This window comes from Halosimplex pelagicum, assembly GCF_013415905.1.
Lineage (GTDB): Archaea > Halobacteriota > Halobacteria > Halobacteriales > Haloarculaceae > Halosimplex > Halosimplex pelagicum.
The window spans coordinates 3,071,063-3,086,843 of record NZ_CP058909.1 but is presented as its reverse complement, the minus strand read 5'-3'; the positions used below and the strand labels follow the sequence as shown (position 1 = coordinate 3,086,843).

Genomic DNA, 15,781 nt, shown 5'->3' with positions numbered 1-15,781 from the left:
TCCGCGTAACCGAGAACGTGACATTGTTATGTATCGACTTGCCCGGACGAACGCGGGGTAGGCGCCCGATACGTTCGACGGTCGCTCGCGCCGAATCCGACTACGGCTCGACGACGAGCTGGCGCTCCGCGCAGAAGTGTTCGAGCGCGTCCGCGAAGTCCGCGACCGCGTATTCGCGCCCCCCGATCCGGCAGGGGAACACGCCGGCGAGCGCGTCGTCGCAGTAGAGCGTAGCGGTCACCCGCGGCGGGACGAGCGCACGCGCGGTCTCGTCGGCCATCGCGGAGTCGAGCTCCCTGGTCTCGAAGAAGGGGCTCGCGGTGGCGTCGTGGTCCTCGCCCCACTCGTCGAGTTCGGTGATGCGGTCGAGGAGCGACCGCCCGGCGTCGGTTCCGGCGCAGGTCTCGCACAGACAGAGCCGGTTTCCGGTGACCGTCACGGAGACGCCGTCGATCGACGACTCCGCCGACAGCTCGTCGAGTCGCGCGATCAGCGCCTCCTGGTTCGACTTGGCGCCCAGCGGCGGCAGCATCGAGCGGACGAACACTTCGACGCGTCGTTCGTCGGCCGACTCGAAGCGGTCGGCCGCCGCGTCCATCCACGCCCGGAACTCCGGGCGGTCGGTCGCCTCCGTGTTCGGGATATCCGTCGAATCCGAGCGGTCTCGTGTCACGGTTGCGTCGGACAAGCCGCGGGACCTTCTTGAACGGCCCGACCGTTCACCGCGCGAGCGGCCAGTAGGGGCCTCGAACGGCGCGGTAGCGTCCTTTGCACGCGCGGTAACGGCCTCCGGAACGGTTCGACCGACGCTCCGTTCCGGCCGTTCGGACCCTCCCGCGTCGACCCGGCCCCGTCCGGATCGACCGAGCTGGCTCGTCCAGCCGAGCCGGCCCCGCCCTTCGAACCCCCGATCGCGGCCGACGAGCGGAAGTATCGACCGCTTACTCGCCGATAGCCGGTTCCTTCCCGTCTCCCACAACTTTTTGATCCGGGCGACCCACCGGAGCGTATGCCACTGACCAGCCGACTCAAGGAGAGTTTCGTGGCCGGGCTCATCCTCGTCGCGCCGCTGGCGATCACCCTCTACATCCTCCGGATTCTGGTCTCGTTCTCGCTGCAGTTCATCGACCCGCTCGTCGCCGAACTCGGCCTGGTCGAGACGGCCGCCAGCGGCGAAATCGTGGCGCAGGCGCTCGCGGTCGTCCTGATCGTCTCGGTGATAACCGTCCTCGGCCTGCTCGCCCAGTGGTCGATCGGGCGACACCTGTTCGGCAACCTCGGGCGGACGATCAACATCGTCCCCCTGGTCAGCACGATCTACGGCGGCGTCCGGCAGGTCGCGACCTCGCTGGTCGACACCGGGTCGCAGTTCGAGCGGACCGTCCTGATCGAGTACCCCCGCGAAGACGTCTACTCGATCGGGTTCGTCACCGGCGAGGGGACGGCCAGTTTCGACGAGGCCACCGGCGACCGGGCCCACTCCGTCTTCCTCCCCAACAGCCCCAACCCGACCGCCGGACGGCTCGTGATGGTCTCCGAGTCGGAGATCCACGAGACCGACATGAGCGTCCGCGAGGGGATGCGCATGATCGTCACCACCGGGATCGGCGGCGAGGCCGATCAGGTCGACGCCTACGACGACTACGCCGTGCCCGAGCCCGAAGGGGACGACTGACTCGGGCCGGCCGTTCCCCGGCCCGCTACTCCGGAAGCACGTCGCCCAGCGACGCGCCGACGCCCATCACGACCGCGGTCACAAGACACTGCGCCGCGGCGACCTCGGGCTGGCTCCAGTCGACCCGCCGCCACAGCGTCATGAGCCCGACGGCCATGCCCACGGAGATGACGAGGATACCGATCAGTCGCCGCGGGACGACGCCCGCGAGCAGGTCCGCCTCGACCGCCTCGAAGCGGGCGGCGTGGAGGATCCCGAGGACGAAACCCAGCCCGATCAGACCGGTCAGCGCGACGGCCACCGGCGAGCCCGCGATGGCCAGCCCGATCTCGTTGGTGCCGCCCTCGACGACCATCGGGATCCCGAAGAGGAAGGCGCCGACGGCCGCCTCGCCCGCGTCCCGCAGGTCGAAGGCGTCGCGGATGCGCCCGACGACTCGCCGCCTGTCGGCCCGCCGGGCCGTCTGCATCGCCTCGCGGACCCGTTCGCGTTCCTCGGGCCGGTCGACCAGCTCCTCCAGGGCCTCCAGGTCCTCCAGCACGTCGTCGATGTCCGGGTCCGGCTCGGCGCTCTCGCGCCCGTCCCGCTCGGTCATGTCGTCGTGAACGGCGGAGCGCGGTAAAAACGTGGGGTCGCCACTGGCGAGTCGCGACGATAACGAGGACCGCGGTCGCCCGCGGTTACGCGGCGGCTTCGAAGGCGTCGGTGAAGTCGTTGGACTTCTCGATGACCCGCTCGGTGCCGGCCTCCAGCGCGTCGAGCGCGTCGGTCGCCTCGTCGGTCTTGATCGTCAGCACGGGGTCGGTCTGGCCCCCGGACTGCTCGGGGTTCACGTCGTAGGTCGCCGCCGTGATCCCCTCGGTCTCCAGCAGCGCGCCCTTCAGCACGTTCATGAACGTGTGACTCTCGCCGGCGATCTCGATAGAGATCATCGTCGGCTCTTTCTCGATGACCCGCAGTTCCATACGCGTATCCAGCCCCCTCGCGCGCATGAAACTTACGTTCCGGGCGTCCGAGCGCGTCGTTCCCGCGGACCCGGCGACGGCCGCTCCCGGAATCGCTCAGACGACCGCGTACACCATCAACAGCCCGAAGTACAGCAGCACCAGCACCGCCAGCGCCTTCAGGCGGAACCGCTGGAGCTGCCCGGACTCGGCCTCGTAGGCCTCCTCGTAGGCCGACCGCTGCTCGTCGGTGAGCGCCGACTCGTGGACGCGCCAGCGGTGGAGCGCGAGCAGGCCGTCCGATTCGAACGGTCGCCCGCAGTACTCACAGTCGACTGGTGTCGCGTCGGGCGGCACGTCGTAGTCGGTGTCGTCGGGACCGTCGCCGTCCGCGCTCGGGCCGTCGGCGGTGTCGCCCGCGCTCGGCTCGTCGGCGGTGTCGCCCGCGCCGGCGTGGTCGGTGGGTGGTGACTCGGTCATGTGAGGTAGGGAAGCGGCACGTCCGGTCGGGTGACGATCCAGAGGCTCGCCATCGTGTAGAAGACCATGACGGCGATGAAGGGGTACTGGCTGCGGATGGCCTGCAAGCGACCGGGGAACAGGTCGAAGGCGGTGACGTGGGCGGCGAGGATGGCCAGGAGGTGCCCGCCGAGCACGCCGGCGATGGCGACGCCACCGAACCAGCCCGGGACGACGATCAGCCCCGGGTTCACCGTCGCCAGCGGCGCGGTCACCGCGGCGACCAGCGCCGGGAGGAGCGAGAGGAAGTAGCCGAGGAAGTGCGCGACGTGGTAGCCGGCGGCGATGGCCAGAAGCGGCGGCGCGAACCGGCGGGCGAGCGTCTCGCTGGCGACGTAGGTCGGCGCCGTCCGGCGAGCGAGTCGCGACGCCAGCAGGTAGACGCCGAGGAAGAGCGCGAAGCCGACGACCATCGCGCCGGGGTACAACGCCGCGATGGGGTAGCCCAGGTTCACCAGCGAGCGGGCGAGCCACTGCCAGGCCGGCGTCGCGACGAACCCGTCGAAGGTGGTCACCCAGAGGATCGCGACGACGAACGCCGCCTCGTCGACGCCGTCCAGGCGGTCGCTCGTCAGCGCCGCGCCCGGGAACCGCAGGGAGAGCGACCCGTCGTCGGCGCGGCCGACCGGCGCGACCGCGCCGTAGTAGCGGAACACCCGCGAGACGGGATCGGCCTCGCGGAACCACGTCTCGGTGCCGTAGACGACCGCGCCCGCCAGCGTCACGACGGAGTAGGCGACGACCGTGACCGCGAGGATCCGCGGCTCGTCGGCCAGCGGGCTGACCACCTCGATCCAGACGAGCGCGAGCAGGCCGGCGACGCTCGGCCAGGCGCCGAGCGTCCAGCGGTACTCCCGGCCCAGATCCGGCAGCGCCTCGGCGATCGCCCGCCAGGGGTTGACGGCCGGCCAGGAGTTCCCGACGAGGTACGTGCTCATCGCGAACCCGGCCCACCAGCCGGCCCAGACGATCACGACCGCCGGGTTCGAGAGCGGGTCCGTCGGCCCGACGAACCCGGTGACGACGATGCCGACCAGTGCGACCACGCCGAGAGCGCCCGCGGCCCACCGAAGCGCGGTCGGCGCCGGGAGCGCGAGCCGTCGCCGGGAGTCGACCAGCCAGTCCAGCGCCGACCGGTCGGTCGCGAACGTCGCCAGCAGGAACGAGGCGCCGACGACGGCGCCGCCGGTCCCCAGCATCAGCCACGTCGGCACGCTCAGCGACTCGCGGGCCGACCCGCCCAGCGACCCACCGTGGGCGAGCACGGGTCGCGCGGCGACGGCGACCACGAGCGCGACTGCGGCCGCCGTCATCCCGCGGACGGCCGCGACCGTCGGAGTCCGTCGTCGGTCCATCTGCCGGGGCTTGGACCCCCCTCAGGGTCAAAGTATCGAAGCCCGACCGACCGAGGGACGCCCGGCCGCGACGGCCGGCGAACACGTTCGGAAAACCGCGGGAGTGGTCGGCCGCCGACGCCGGGGCGCGGACGGTTTGGGAGGCTTTTTAGTGTTGCTGGCGCAAGTCCGGGGTATGAGTCTCGCGGACGATACGTCAGAGGACCACGGGGACCACGGTGGTCACCACCTGCCGGCGGTTGAGGACTGGCCGCGCGGGTTCGGCGAGGCCAGCTGGTGGCCGTTCATCACCGCCGTCGGCGCCGGTGGCATCTACTTCGCCGCCGCGCTGTTCGTGCTCGGCCGTGGTCAGGAACCGCTCGTCGATCCGATGTACGGCCCGGCCGCGGGCGTCGCCAGCGTCGGCCTGTTCCTCGCCGGCCTCTACGGCTGGCTGTACCACGCGTTCGTCGTCAACTTCTGGGAGAGCGGCACGGACGAACACGGCAGCGGCACCCTCCGGATGGCGATGATACTGTTCCTCGTCTCCGAGGTCGCCACCTTCGGCGCCGGGTTCGTCTACTACTTCTTCATCCGCGCCGGCGCGTGGTCGACCGACGGCTTCCCGGACCTGCTAGGCAGTCTCATCGTCATCAACACGTCGATACTGATCGTCAGCAGTTTCACGCTGCACTTCGCCCACGTCGCGCTGCGGAAGAACAACCGCACCCGCTTCCTCCAGCTACTCGGGTTGACCCTGCTGCTGGGCGTCGTGTTCATCGGCGGCCAGATCTACGAGTACTACGAGTTCATCGTCCACGAAGGGTTCACTCTCACCGGCGGCGCCTTCGGCTCCGCGTTCTACGGCCTGACCGGCCTCCACGGCCTCCACGTCAGTCTCGGCGCCGTCCTGCTGGGCATCGTCTTCTTCCGTGCCCTCAAGGGGCAGTACTCCGCCGAGAAACACACCTCCGTCAGCACGGCGTCGATGTACTGGCACTTCGTCGACGTCGTCTGGGTGTTCCTCGTCGTCGTCCTCTACGTCGGCGCCGAGATCTGAGCGGGAGTTTCAAGACCGCTTCTCCCCATCCTGGGTGTATGGAACCGCTCGACGTCGAGGGCAGTTTCGACGTACACGAGTACCGCCACGGCCTGAAGTTGCTGAGTCAGGACCGGGCGACGATGCACCTCGAAAACCGCGAGGAGTTCACTTGCCCGGCCTGCGGCGACGCGTTCGACGATCTCTTCGTCTCGGAGAAACGCGAGAACACCTTCGGGAGCCCCGGCGGTCCCTTCTGCGTCGTCCGCACCGACGACCAAGTGTTGCTGCTCACCCATTGACGGCGGCCCGCCTCGCGTCTCGGTCACTCCGAGTCCGGACTCCAGACGCCCGCGAGCAGCAGCGCGAGCAGGCCGAAGTACGTCGCCAGCCCCCAACAGGCCGCGGCGACGACCCACGGGCCGAGGGCCCACACCGCGACTCCGGCACCGCCGACGAGCGCGGTCGCACTCCCGACCTGTACGGCGGGTCGTTCCCATAGCTCCGCGGCGGGCGTGTCCGCGACGAACAGCGCCTCGACGGCCAGCGCCGCACAGACGCCCGCCGCGGCGACCGCGGGCCGGCCGAGCAGCGACAGCGACGCCGTGACGGCGAGAACCGCGAGCAGCGCACCGCCGCTCGCCGCGGCGAGTATCGCGTCGCGAGTCGTCGACTGCACGGGGAGATAGCGGGCGCCGGCGAAAATAGGGGTTCCGGCGCTCAGGTCGTGAACCCGGACTCGGCCTCGTGTTCTTCGAGCACCCACTCCAGCTCCTCGATGGCCCGGAGGATCGCGACCTCCGCCTCGTCTTCCAGCTCCGAGGTCGGCGGGTCCGTTCTGTCGTACGCGTCCTCGAGTTCGGCGATCCGTTCCCGGATGTCGTCCTCTGACCGCATACACCAACCGACCGACCGAACCGGCTTGATGGTACCGGTCGCGGGGACGGAGGCGTCGCTCGCGAGTCGGTCGGTGAAGAAAGCCGGTGGAGGGATTTGAACCCTCGACCTAATCCTTACGAAGGATTCGCTCTAGCCAGTCTGAGCTACACCGGCGCGTTCGGTGGCTCCGTTTCAACGTACCGCCGATAACCGCAATAAGGATTGCGAATCGGGAGCGCTCTGTGAGGCGATCACTCGGCTCGCGTCAGTCGCACGTCGAGACAGACGTTCAGCTCGTGGGGCGCGTACGACCGCACGGTGTGGCGCCGCTCGACGGACACGTCGTACTCCGGTTCGGCCGCCGCGCGGATCGCCCGCTCGCCCGGTCCGTAGGGGTCGTCCTCGTGCTGGATGTCGTAGTAGTGAACCACGCAGTCGTCGCCGGCGAGCGCGACGGCGGTCTCCAGGAACTCGTCGGCGCTGTGGGGGAGATTCATCACGAGTCGGTCGGCCCAGTCCGCGTACTCCGCGGCGACCTCGCGCACGTCCCCGTGGATCGCCGTCACGCGCTCTTCGACGCCGTTGCGGCGGGCGTTCTCCCGCAGGTACTCGATAGCGTCCTCGTTGATGTCGACGCCGACGGCGGTCGCGCCGCGTTTCGCGAAGGGGACGACGAAGGGGCCGACGCCCGCGAACATGTCGAAGGCGTGCTCGCCGGACGCGACCTGCTCGGCGACGCGGTGGCGTTCGGTCGCCAGCCGCGGCGAGAAGTACACCGTCGCCAGGTCGAGAGCGAACTCGCAGCCGTACTCGCGGTGGACCGCCTCCGTGCTCTCGCCGGCCAGGACCTCCCAGTCGCGCACCCGCTCGGTCCCCTTGACCTTCGACGCGCGGTTGACGACCGTCTTCACGGGCAGCGCCGACTCGACGATGGCGTCGGCCAGCGCCCGCGCGCGCTCGGGGTCGTCCTCGTCGACGATGACCACGTCGCCCAGTCGCTCGTAGGAGGGGTCGAACGAGAGCAGGTCCGCCGGCATCGTCTGGGTCTCCCGCGCGTCGGCGTCCCGGACGACCACGTCGAACTCCTCGGGGACGGCCGACGGGTCCGTGACCGGCACGTAGAGCGAGCCGTCGGCGACCGCGATCTCGTAGTCCTCGTCGACCAGGTCGGCGTCGGCCAGCCGGCGGCGCGTCGCCTCGCCGTCCTCGCGGGGCACCCGAACGCAGGAGACCTCCATAGCACCGATAGGTCGCCGTCGCGCGGTAAGCCTGACGCTTCGGGCGCCGCCGGTCACGACTCCTCCCCGCGCGGGCCACCGACCGCGTCGCGGGCGCTTCGCGGGGCTTAATCCGCTCGGCGACGGAGTCGGCGTATGCTCACCTTCGTCGGACTCGGCCTCTACGACGAGCGCTCGGTCACCGTCGCGGGCCGCGACGCCATCCGCGCCGCCGACCGCGTCGTCGCCGAGTTCTACACCAGCAAGCTCGCCGGCGCGACGCTCGCCGACCTGGAAGCCGCCCACGACACCGAGATCGAGGTCCGCGACCGCGCCGGCGTCGAGCAGTCGCCCGACGACGTACTCGACGACGCCGCCGACTCCGATGTGGTCTTCTGCACGGCCGGCGACACGATGATCTCGACCACCCACACCGACCTGCGACTGCGCGCCCACGACCGAGGTATCGAGACTCGCGTCGTCCACGGGACGACCGCCCAGGCCGCCGCGAGTTCGCTCACCGGGCTCCAGAACTACCGCTTCGGCAAGGCGACCACGCTCCCGTTCGAGCGCTCCCACGCGGGCGATGCCCTCCCCGAGAGCGTCGTCGACACCATCGAGGCGAACCGGGAACGCGGCCTCCACACGCTCGTCTTCCTCGACATCGACGCCGAAAACGACGACTACATGCGCGCCGACCGGGCGGCCGCGCGTCTCGCCGACGCCTACGAGGACGCGCTCGGCGTCGTCGTCGCCCGCGCGGGCAGCCCCGACCCAGTCGTCCGCGCCGACCGCCTCTCGGCGCTCGCCGAGGAGTCGTTCGGCGACCCGCTCCATCTGCTCGTTATCCCCGGCGATCTCCACCTCATGGAACGGGACACGCTCGCCGCCCTCGGCGACGCCCCGACCGACCTCATCGAAGGGCTAGTCGTCTGAACGGGTGCCCGCGCTTCCGCCCGCTTCGGACCCCGCTTCCGGGTCTCCGTCGACAGAAGCCGAAGGCACGTCCAGCGCGGTCCGCAGGTCGTACTCCGTCCCCGTCACGACGAACAGCAGGTCCTCGACGACGGTCAGCACCTCCGGGAGTTCGCGGACGACGAGGTACGTGACCCCGACGAGCGCGACCACCGAGAGGCTCTGGGCGACGATCCGGTCGATGACGATGTAGGAGACCTGCCGCGGGTCCGACAGCCCGAACACCGACGTGATCAGCTCCGGGAACAGGTGGAAGCGCTGTTCGCCGAACCCGACGGCGATCATGACGTTCCGTCCCAGGTTCAGGGCGTAGATGACCGGGATCGACACCGCGAACGCGCGGAGTTTCCGGCGGAGCGGCGCTTCGACCGCCGCGATGAGTCCGGCGAAGATGGCCATGCTCCCGATCCCCGTACAGGCGATGATGATCGTGTAGAAGATCGGGCTCTCCCCGTCGGCGAACACGAACGTGTTGTGGTAGAGGTGTTCCTTCTCGCCGACGATGTAACCGTCGTACGCGACGACCGACTGTCCGTCGACGACCGCCTCGTACCCCGTGACGAGCTGGGGATCCGAGCCGATCAGCGAGATCAACAGCGCGGTCTGATCCGTCACCGTCTCGACGAGGAACTGGCGCAGCACGGGAACCGACTCGAACGGGAAGAAGACGACGCCCATCAGGAGGACGGCCCGCGAGAGGACGAACAGCGAGTCCCGACCCGACCACAGCAGGTAGCCGACGTAGAACGAGGCGGGCACGGCGACGAGCGTCCCGGCGCCCTCGATGACGCTCTTCTGGACGAACGCGAAGTGATAGATGAGGGAGAACCAGAAGACGCCGAACAGCGCCCACGCTGCGACGCCCGCCTGACGGGCGCGCTCACGTCGGTCGGTCAGCTCCAGGGCCGTTGTCGCGAGAAACGCCGCGAGGACGAGCCACGCGAGCGGGTCCGAGAACCGAGTGGCCCAGTCGAGCCCGGAGAGAACGGTGTCGAGCATCGGTACTGCCTCAACGTAACGGGATCGGGAGTATATGCTTTGTCGTTGCGTGGCTGGTGCGCGCACGAACGGACGAAGTACGGAAACGACACGCAGCAGTCGCTGTCCGGGTAGCGTCGAAAAAATGTCGAGCGGTTAGGGATCGGGCGTCAGCCCGATGCTGTTACCTTAGTCGCGACGGCGCGCCGTGAGGAGCGCAGCCGCGAGCAGGGCGATGAGGGAGACAGCGACACCGAAGCCAGGACCGTCGCCGGTCGTGGTCGGGGACGGCGTCGTGTCGTCACCGTCGTCACCGTCGGACGGTGCCTCGGTCGGCGTCGCGGTCGGCGTCGCGGTCGGCGTCGCGGTCGGCGTCGGCGTCGGCGACGGGGTTGCCGTCGGCGTCGGCGTCGGCGTCACGGTCGGCGTCGCGGTCGGCGTCGCGGTCGGCGTCACGCTGTCCGTCGAGACGGACGCGCTGGCGGTCACTGCGCTACCGTCGGCAGTGTACGGCGCGTCGGCCTCGGGGAAGTCGTACAGGTTGTTGGAGTTGTCGTCGAGGTGCGGCATGGCGACCAGCGTGGTGGTCCCGTTGACCGGGGTGTCGAGGTCGACACGCACGTTCTCGTGCGTGCCGGCCCCGAGGTAGCGGCTGGTGCCGATGACGTCGCCGCTCGCACTACCCTCGTGGATGGCGATGAAGCCACCGTCGGAGAGCGTGGCGGAGTCGACGACGACTTCCTGGTTGCTCTCGGAGACCGTCTGGTCACTGAACGTGACAGAGGCCTGAGCCTCGGCCAGGATCTCGCCGTTGTAGGTACCGTCGCTGATACGCTCACCGCCGCGGCGGACCGCGACAGTGAAGTTGATACCTGCACCGCGCTGGCTGAAGTCACCCGTCGCCGCGAACGTGCGGTCCTCGGTGACGTGGGTGTTCAGCGTGGTCAGGAACGGACTCGTGTCCGACTGACTGTTGATGCGGAGGCCGAGCTTCACGGCGACGTAGTAGGTGTCATTCTCGTAGTCCGGAATGACAGCCGTGTTCGTCGTGTCGAGGTCGAACTGTCGGGCGTCGCGGTTCGGCCCGACGTCTTCCTCGGTGAACGAGGCGTTGAATGCGGCGAAGTCGCCGTCGCCGAAGTCAGTGTCCTCCGCGAGGAACGCGGCCGTCGCGTTGGCGCCCGCGTCCGTGCGGTTACGGAGGATACCTTCGAGACCGGAGGCGGAGATCTGGTGAACGACGAGTTCACCGTTGGTCGCCTGGTCGGACTGCGTCAGGTTCCCGTCGATCGGGTCCTCGTTGTTGTCGGTGTTCTCGTCGATGAACTCGAAGTCGACATCGCCGGTCTTGTCGGACGGAACGACCCACACGTCGCTGCTCTCGGTCGAGCGCGAGTTGATGGAGACCGCACCGACGCCCTCTGCGTCGACATCAGTCAGGTTGAACTGGTAGTCGACCAGGTTGTCGTCATCGTCGTTGGCGACAACTGCGAGGTCGTAGGAGGCCGGGTCGATCGTCGCGACCTCGGCGTAGTTGATGTTCTGGCTGGCGGAGAGGTTGGATGCAGTGTAGTAGGCTCCGTTTGCATCGTCGTCGTACCCGCCCTCACCCGGCTGGTAGGGGTCCCAGTTTTCGGTATCGATTTCGTTCGGGACCTCACCAACTTCCGTGAAGCCGTTGGCCTCTCCATTGGCGTCGGTGTCGAACCGATCGAGGTAGGTCCGGCGGAGGTCGGTGATGAAGTCACCGGACTCGCCACCGAACGCGGAGATGTTGTCCTCGCCCTGAGCCGTGAAGACACGGTCAGAGATGTTCGTGCCGGACATGTACGTGTTCCACTCGAGGACGACCTCGCCGTCGCCGTCCTCGTCGGCGACCGTCACGTTCGTCACGTAGTTGGTCTCGCCGAGGCTACCGATGGAGACAGTCGCCAGAGCGCCCTCCGTGCTGTCGCTCAGCTCGATGGGGATCTCGACGACGTCACCGCGTTCCTCTTCGAAGACGCCGCCACCGAAGGAGGCGGAGTCAGCGGTCGGGAACCCGTCCACGGTGAACTCGCCAGCGGTGACATCGATGCCGGTCTGAACGTCCGTGACCGTCACCGTGTAGTCGTCCGCGTTGAGTTCGCCGGGGTCGTAGGTGTACTCGGCGTTGACGATCTCGCCGCCGTTGTCGAGGCTGGCGGACTCGTACTGCGTCGAGTTGCCGTCGACGGTGACGGCCAGTCGCGAGTTACCGCGGATGGCGTCACCGCTGATGTCGAGGTTGACCTCTTCGTTGTGCTCGAAGAGACGACCGTCCTGTTCGAGCGTGGCCGAGAGGTCGAGCGAGTCGATCGTGACGTTCGAGACCTCAGGGGGGCCCTGCGTGGTCCGTGGGACGTTCTGTGCCTGGCTCGTCGGGTTGAAGACCAGAGAGTAGGTCGTCCCGGCCGACAGGCGGTCCGTGTCGAACACGTACCGCGCGGAGTTCTCGCCGGTCGACCCTTCCAGAAGCGTCTGACCGGTGTCGGCGTTCTGGAAGAGGAACGGCGTGTTGTCGCCGTAGGTCGACGCGTCGATCGTGAGCGGCGTGCCAGCGTAGATACGCTGGCCCGAGCTCGTCGCATCGTCCTGGTTGTCCGCCGAGATGACCGCAGCGGAGAGGTCGACCGAGATGTTACCAGTGTTGTATTCCTGGTTGTTCGGGTTGTTCGGACTGGAGAGGTTCTGGAAGCGGACCTTCACCTCGTCAGCCGGGCTGAGGTCGTTCCACGCGTTCCCGGCACCGAAGGTGACCTCGGTGGTCGGGGTCGTGTCGTCGTACCCGTAATCGGCCAGGTCGAAGTCAGCGGTGTTGTTGGTGCTGTAGTTCTCGAAGTCGCTTTCGTCCGCAGTTCGGACGAAGACTTCGACGTCGTTGGCCTGGATCTGCCCAGCAGGGTTGCCTTGGTCATTCAGCGATTCTACTCCACTCTGGTTGAATCGAACCGTTATGGTGTCTGCGGACTCCGTGGCGGACGAGATGCCAGGGTCCGTGTTAGCCGCAGCAGCTGCACCCGAGAATGCGACGGTGCCTCCGAAGACGGAGACGACCATCAGCACTGTCAGGGACAAGCTACGCAGCTTGTCGTTGGTTCCTGTCATAGTTTGTTGGATCTTCTGTCAGCGGCCACAGCAGCTTTCCGACCACGCGGACACGCGACCGTTAGACGGCCGCGCCGAACCAGCAGTGGTGTACTCAATACTGCAGCCATGGGTAGGGGTGCGGTACGATCCACCAGCGGATGTAATAAATGCTTTGTGGTCATACCCGAAGGATGAACGGCCGCTGTCCGCCACAGATCGGCCCACAGAACCAGTATGTGAGTGTTTCACGTGCCTGCGATACGTGTCAGACACCTGTCCCACGCACCGCTGACGAGGGATGTATTAAATACCGGAGATCGCGAGTATGCGACGCCTACCACGGCGCAGATCGAACGTTCTCGAGCGCGACAGATGTGCCTCGACGCCGCGGGCGGACGACCGCCGGCCTACGACGTGACGCTCTCGACTTCGTGGCCGTCCGGGTCCTCCCCGACCACCTTTTTCCGCGTCGGGTATCCTCGGGCCTCCGGCCCTGCGGGTACCGCTCGCGCAAAAAGATGGGGCAAAAAGCGGCCGCTCGCTTCGCTCGCGTCCGAACACGAACCTCGATTACGACGTGACGACTTCGATCTCGTGGCCGTCCGGGTCCTTCGTGAACGCGTAGTTGTTGTCGCAGCTCTCGGGGTCGCGGTAGTCCTCGGCTTCGCGGGTCATCAACTGGTCCCACCCGTCGTCGAGGTCGTCGACGCGGACGGCGAGGTGGCCCCAGGCGTCGCCCAGCTCGTAGCTGCGGCCGTCGTAGTTGTAGGTCAACTCGACGGCCATCGCCTCCTCGGCGGCGCCCTCGGGCTTGACGAAGTAGTTGGCGAACGAGTCCGCCTCCCAGCGGCCCGTGTGTTCGTACTCGAACTTGCGAGTCCACCAGCCGAGGTGTTCGTCGGCGTCTTCGACGCGGACCATGGTGTGGTCGATGCTCCAGCGGGCGCCGTGGTCGCGCTCGACGATCTCGATCTCGTGGCCGTCCGGGTCCTTGACGAAGGCGTAGCCGGGGTTGTCCTCCGGACGGCGGTAGTCCTCGACGCCCTCGTCCATGAGTTCGTAGTAGGCGTCGTGGACGTCCTCGACGCGGACGGCGATGTGGCCCCAGCCGTCGCCCATCGTGTACGAGCGGCCGTCGTGGTTGTACGTGAGTTCCAGCAGCGCGCCGTCGTCGTGAACGTCTTCGGGACCGAGGAAGACGTTGGTGAAGGTGTCGGCCTCCCAGCGACCCTTCTCCTCGTAGTCGAGGTGTGTGGTGTACCAGTCGAGCGATTCGTCGAGGTCCTCGACGCGCATCATCACGTGATCGAGCGTGGCGTCCATACGCGATCGGTGGGTAGCCAGTTCGAAAAGGATACCGAACGCGGAACGTCAGGGACGGCTCGTCCACGCCGCGAGCGCGAGGAAGACGGCGCCGAGCGGGTAGGCGATCGTCCCCGCCCGGAACGACGAGAACCCGAGGACCGCGTAACACACGTCGAACGCCGCGAGCGCGAACAGCCCGGCGGTGACGCGGCGGTCCTCGCGGTCGACCCACGAGAGCGCGGCGCTCGCGACCCCGGAGCCGTACAGCAGCGTCGCCGTCGGCCACGCCAGCAGCTCGGTCGGCAGCCCGCGCGTGTACGTGAAGACGTAATCGTAGACCGAGGTGAGCGCGAGCGTCTCCGTGTTCGCGAGGGCGACCGAGAAGACCAGTCCGACGGCGTCGTCGTAGGGAATCACGAGCCAGGGGACGAGCCCCGCGGCCAGGACGGCGAGGGCCCGACGATGGCGAGCGAGCGACGCGGCGGCCGTCCGGCGGTCGCTCATCGCGTCGTGAGGATCCGGAGCACGTCCTCGTCGGCGAGTTCGTGGTCCATGCCGACCTGCTGTTCGTCGTGTTTGGCACTCGGGCCGGAGACGCGGGCGAAGCGGAACCGTTCCTCGAACTCGCCGCCGAGCTTCTCGCAGGCGTCCTCGATGGTGTCTCCCTCGCGTAGCACCAGCGGCTCGTCGTAGTCGACCCCGCGGCCGGGCTTGTCCATGTAGATCCGGATGAGCCCGAGTTCCTCCCAGATGGCCTCCTTGAGCGCGTCGAGCCCCTTCTCCTCCTCGGCGCTGATGAAGATCGTCTCGTCAGGGTCGATATCGTGGTCGCGCAGCTGCTCGTGGACGGTGTCGAGGTAGTCGGGCTCGATGAGGTCGGCCTTGTTGACCGAGACCAGCGAGGGGAGGTACTCGCGGTTGTCCAGCACGCCGTCGAGCAGGCGGTCGATGTCGACCTGCTCGCCGATGTTGACGTTGGCGTTGACGTACCCGCGCTCGCGGAGGACGCTCTTGATCGTCTGCTCGTCCAGATCGAGGTCGACGCTGGAGGTGACGCTGATCCCGTCCTTGTGTTTCTTCCGGATGGAGACGTTGGGGGGCTCGGTGTCCAGCCGGACCTTGTTGTTGTACAGTTCGTCGTAGAGGCGCTTGTACTGGTCGATCTCGAACACCGAGAGGACGAACACGACGAGATCGGCGGTCCGGACGACCGAGAGGACGGCCTGACCGCCGCCGCGACCCTCGGCGGCGCCTTCGATGAGTCCGGGCACGTCGAGGATCTGGATGTTGGCGTCGTTGTACTTGAGCATGCCGGGGTTCACGTCGAGCGTGGTGAACTCGTAGGACCCGACCTCGCTCTCGGCGTTGGTGAGCGCGTTCAGCAGCGTGGACTTGCCGACACTGGGAAAGCCCACCAGCGCGACGGTGGCGTCGCCGGTCTTCTCGACGGCGTAGCCGCCGCCGCCGCCGGCCGAGGACTGGTTCTCCAGCTTCTCCTTCTTGTCCGCGAGTTTGGCCTTCAGCCGGCCGATGTGCTCCTCGGTCGACTTGTTGTAGGGCGTCTCGGCGATCTCCTCTTCGATCTCGCGGATCTCCTCTTCGAGCCCCATTACGATGGAGTCGGCAACCGGTACCGAAAAAGGTGTTCCTCCGCCCCGGTCGCGACCGCGGCGGCGGACCCGCGGTCGGCCCCCGGTCTCGGTCGCCGCCGGCCGCGATCGCGAGCCATCGTGCCACGCGTAAATGTTCTCGCCCCGAAATGAATCGCGTTCCGACACACTAATACGACGAGCGCCGATGAGGATCGA

General features: G+C 67.9%; 17 protein-coding genes and 1 tRNA gene. 4 read left to right on the top strand and 14 right to left on the bottom strand.

Annotated features, from left to right (window positions below; translation table 11 throughout):
• Positions 1–100 precede the first annotated feature (100 nt).
• Positions 101–673 carry an HTH domain-containing protein gene (locus tag HZS54_RS15450; RefSeq protein ID WP_179917996.1) on the bottom strand — a complete coding sequence of 191 codons (573 nt, stop codon included), beginning with the start codon at positions 671–673 and terminating at the stop codon, positions 101–103.
• Positions 674–1,009: 336 nt separating this feature from the next.
• Between HZS54_RS15450 and HZS54_RS15445 the strand changes: the two genes are divergently transcribed.
• Entirely contained in the window at positions 1,010–1,675 is a 666-nt protein-coding gene (locus HZS54_RS15445; protein WP_179917995.1) for a DUF502 domain-containing protein, read from the top strand.
• A gap of 25 nt (positions 1,676–1,700) precedes the next feature.
• Here the strand turns inward: HZS54_RS15445 and HZS54_RS15440 are convergent, their stop codons facing one another.
• The 4 genes from HZS54_RS15440 to HZS54_RS15425 all read right to left on the bottom strand — a co-directional run bounded on the left by HZS54_RS15440 (position 1,701) and on the right by HZS54_RS15425 (position 4,451).
• Positions 1,701–2,270, bottom strand: coding sequence for a hypothetical protein (locus HZS54_RS15440; RefSeq protein WP_179917994.1), 570 nt, complete (start codon positions 2,268–2,270; stop codon positions 1,701–1,703).
• 85 nt (positions 2,271–2,355) lie between these two features.
• Positions 2,356–2,640 carry a DNA-directed RNA polymerase subunit L gene (locus tag HZS54_RS15435; RefSeq protein ID WP_179917993.1) on the bottom strand — a complete coding sequence of 95 codons (285 nt, stop codon included), beginning with the start codon at positions 2,638–2,640 and terminating at the stop codon, positions 2,356–2,358.
• 96 nt (positions 2,641–2,736) lie between these two features.
• Complete coding sequence (locus HZS54_RS15430; RefSeq protein ID WP_343063052.1) at positions 2,737–3,099, bottom strand: C2H2-type zinc finger protein; 363 nt, start codon at positions 3,097–3,099, stop codon at positions 2,737–2,739.
• Positions 3,096–4,451 (bottom strand): hypothetical protein, encoded by a 1,356-nt coding sequence (locus HZS54_RS15425; protein ID WP_179923033.1) that lies wholly within the window; start codon positions 4,449–4,451, stop codon positions 3,096–3,098. The genes HZS54_RS15430 and HZS54_RS15425 overlap by 4 nt, the downstream gene beginning before the upstream one ends.
• A 217-nt stretch (positions 4,452–4,668) precedes the next feature.
• Between HZS54_RS15425 and HZS54_RS15420 the strand changes: the two genes are divergently transcribed.
• Entirely contained in the window at positions 4,669–5,532 is an 864-nt protein-coding gene (locus tag HZS54_RS15420; RefSeq protein WP_179917992.1) for a cytochrome c oxidase subunit 3, read from the top strand.
• 38 nt (positions 5,533–5,570) lie between these two features.
• A complete protein-coding gene (locus tag HZS54_RS15415) occupies positions 5,571–5,813 on the top strand; it encodes a DUF7385 family protein (protein ID WP_179917991.1) in 243 nt (80 codons plus the stop codon).
• A gap of 23 nt (positions 5,814–5,836) precedes the next feature.
• On the opposite strand, the gene HZS54_RS15410 is transcribed toward HZS54_RS15415, so the two are convergent.
• The 4 genes from HZS54_RS15410 to HZS54_RS15395 all read right to left on the bottom strand — a co-directional run bounded on the left by HZS54_RS15410 (position 5,837) and on the right by HZS54_RS15395 (position 7,628).
• Positions 5,837–6,190 (bottom strand): hypothetical protein, encoded by a 354-nt coding sequence (locus tag HZS54_RS15410; RefSeq protein ID WP_179917990.1) that lies wholly within the window; start codon positions 6,188–6,190, stop codon positions 5,837–5,839.
• A gap of 41 nt (positions 6,191–6,231) precedes the next feature.
• Entirely contained in the window at positions 6,232–6,408 is a 177-nt protein-coding gene (locus HZS54_RS15405) for a hypothetical protein (RefSeq protein WP_179911711.1), read from the bottom strand.
• An 81-nt stretch (positions 6,409–6,489) separates the two neighbouring features.
• Positions 6,490–6,564, bottom strand: a tRNA-Thr gene (locus HZS54_RS15400).
• Positions 6,565–6,641: 77 nt separating this feature from the next.
• On the bottom strand, positions 6,642–7,628 hold the full coding sequence (locus tag HZS54_RS15395) for a class I SAM-dependent methyltransferase (protein ID WP_179917989.1): 987 nt from the start codon (positions 7,626–7,628) through the stop codon (positions 6,642–6,644).
• A 135-nt stretch (positions 7,629–7,763) separates the two neighbouring features.
• Here HZS54_RS15395 and dph5 point away from each other — a divergent pair, with 135 nt between their 5' ends.
• A complete protein-coding gene (dph5, locus tag HZS54_RS15390) occupies positions 7,764–8,543 on the top strand; it encodes a diphthine synthase (RefSeq protein ID WP_179917988.1) in 780 nt (259 codons plus the stop codon).
• Here dph5 and artA read toward each other — a convergent pair.
• The 5 genes from artA to HZS54_RS15365 form a co-directional block, all read right to left on the bottom strand.
• Positions 8,532–9,581 carry an archaeosortase A gene (artA, locus tag HZS54_RS15385; RefSeq protein WP_179917987.1) on the bottom strand — a complete coding sequence of 350 codons (1,050 nt, stop codon included), beginning with the start codon at positions 9,579–9,581 and terminating at the stop codon, positions 8,532–8,534. The two genes, dph5 and artA, sit on opposite strands and share 12 nt — an antisense overlap.
• 168 nt (positions 9,582–9,749) lie before the next feature.
• The gene (locus HZS54_RS15380; RefSeq protein WP_179917986.1) at positions 9,750–12,656 is read right to left on the bottom strand and encodes a DUF7282 domain-containing protein; all 2,907 of its coding nucleotides are present in this window, start codon (positions 12,654–12,656) and stop codon (positions 9,750–9,752) included.
• Positions 12,657–13,238: 582 nt separating this feature from the next.
• On the bottom strand, positions 13,239–13,991 hold the full coding sequence (locus tag HZS54_RS15375) for a VOC family protein (protein ID WP_179917985.1): 753 nt from the start codon (positions 13,989–13,991) through the stop codon (positions 13,239–13,241).
• 48 nt (positions 13,992–14,039) lie between these two features.
• On the bottom strand, positions 14,040–14,477 hold the full coding sequence (locus HZS54_RS15370; protein ID WP_179917984.1) for a TIGR04206 family protein: 438 nt from the start codon (positions 14,475–14,477) through the stop codon (positions 14,040–14,042).
• Positions 14,474–15,583 carry an OBG GTPase family GTP-binding protein gene (locus HZS54_RS15365; RefSeq protein ID WP_179917983.1) on the bottom strand — a complete coding sequence of 370 codons (1,110 nt, stop codon included), beginning with the start codon at positions 15,581–15,583 and terminating at the stop codon, positions 14,474–14,476. Before HZS54_RS15365 ends, HZS54_RS15370 begins: the two co-directional genes overlap by 4 nt.
• Between the last annotated feature and the right edge of the window lie 198 nt (positions 15,584–15,781).

Excerpts from the sequence above, each read along its gene's own strand:
- HZS54_RS15445 (WP_179917995.1), top strand. The coding sequence starts at position 1,010 with ATGCCACTGACCAGCCGACTCAAGGAGAGTTTCGTGGCCGGGCTCATC.
- HZS54_RS15440 (WP_179917994.1), bottom strand. The coding sequence starts at position 2,270 with ATGACCGAGCGGGACGGGCGCGAGAGCGCCGAGCCGGACCCGGACATC.
- HZS54_RS15420 (WP_179917992.1), top strand. The coding sequence starts at position 4,669 with ATGAGTCTCGCGGACGATACGTCAGAGGACCACGGGGACCACGGTGGT.
- HZS54_RS15375 (WP_179917985.1), bottom strand. The coding sequence starts at position 13,991 with ATGGACGCCACGCTCGATCACGTGATGATGCGCGTCGAGGACCTCGAC.
- HZS54_RS15405 (WP_179911711.1), bottom strand. The coding sequence starts at position 6,408 with ATGCGGTCAGAGGACGACATCCGGGAACGGATCGCCGAACTCGAGGAC.
- dph5 (WP_179917988.1), top strand. The coding sequence starts at position 7,764 with ATGCTCACCTTCGTCGGACTCGGCCTCTACGACGAGCGCTCGGTCACC.
- HZS54_RS15425 (WP_179923033.1), bottom strand. The coding sequence starts at position 4,451 with ATGACGGCGGCCGCAGTCGCGCTCGTGGTCGCCGTCGCCGCGCGACCC.
- artA (WP_179917987.1), bottom strand. The coding sequence starts at position 9,581 with ATGCTCGACACCGTTCTCTCCGGGCTCGACTGGGCCACTCGGTTCTCG.
- HZS54_RS15435 (WP_179917993.1), bottom strand. The coding sequence starts at position 2,640 with ATGGAACTGCGGGTCATCGAGAAAGAGCCGACGATGATCTCTATCGAG.
- HZS54_RS15415 (WP_179917991.1), top strand. The coding sequence starts at position 5,571 with ATGGAACCGCTCGACGTCGAGGGCAGTTTCGACGTACACGAGTACCGC.
- HZS54_RS15365 (WP_179917983.1), bottom strand. The coding sequence starts at position 15,583 with ATGGGGCTCGAAGAGGAGATCCGCGAGATCGAAGAGGAGATCGCCGAG.
- HZS54_RS15370 (WP_179917984.1), bottom strand. The coding sequence starts at position 14,477 with ATGAGCGACCGCCGGACGGCCGCCGCGTCGCTCGCTCGCCATCGTCGG.
- HZS54_RS15430 (WP_343063052.1), bottom strand. The coding sequence starts at position 3,099 with ATGACCGAGTCACCACCCACCGACCACGCCGGCGCGGGCGACACCGCC.
- HZS54_RS15395 (WP_179917989.1), bottom strand. The coding sequence starts at position 7,628 with ATGGAGGTCTCCTGCGTTCGGGTGCCCCGCGAGGACGGCGAGGCGACG.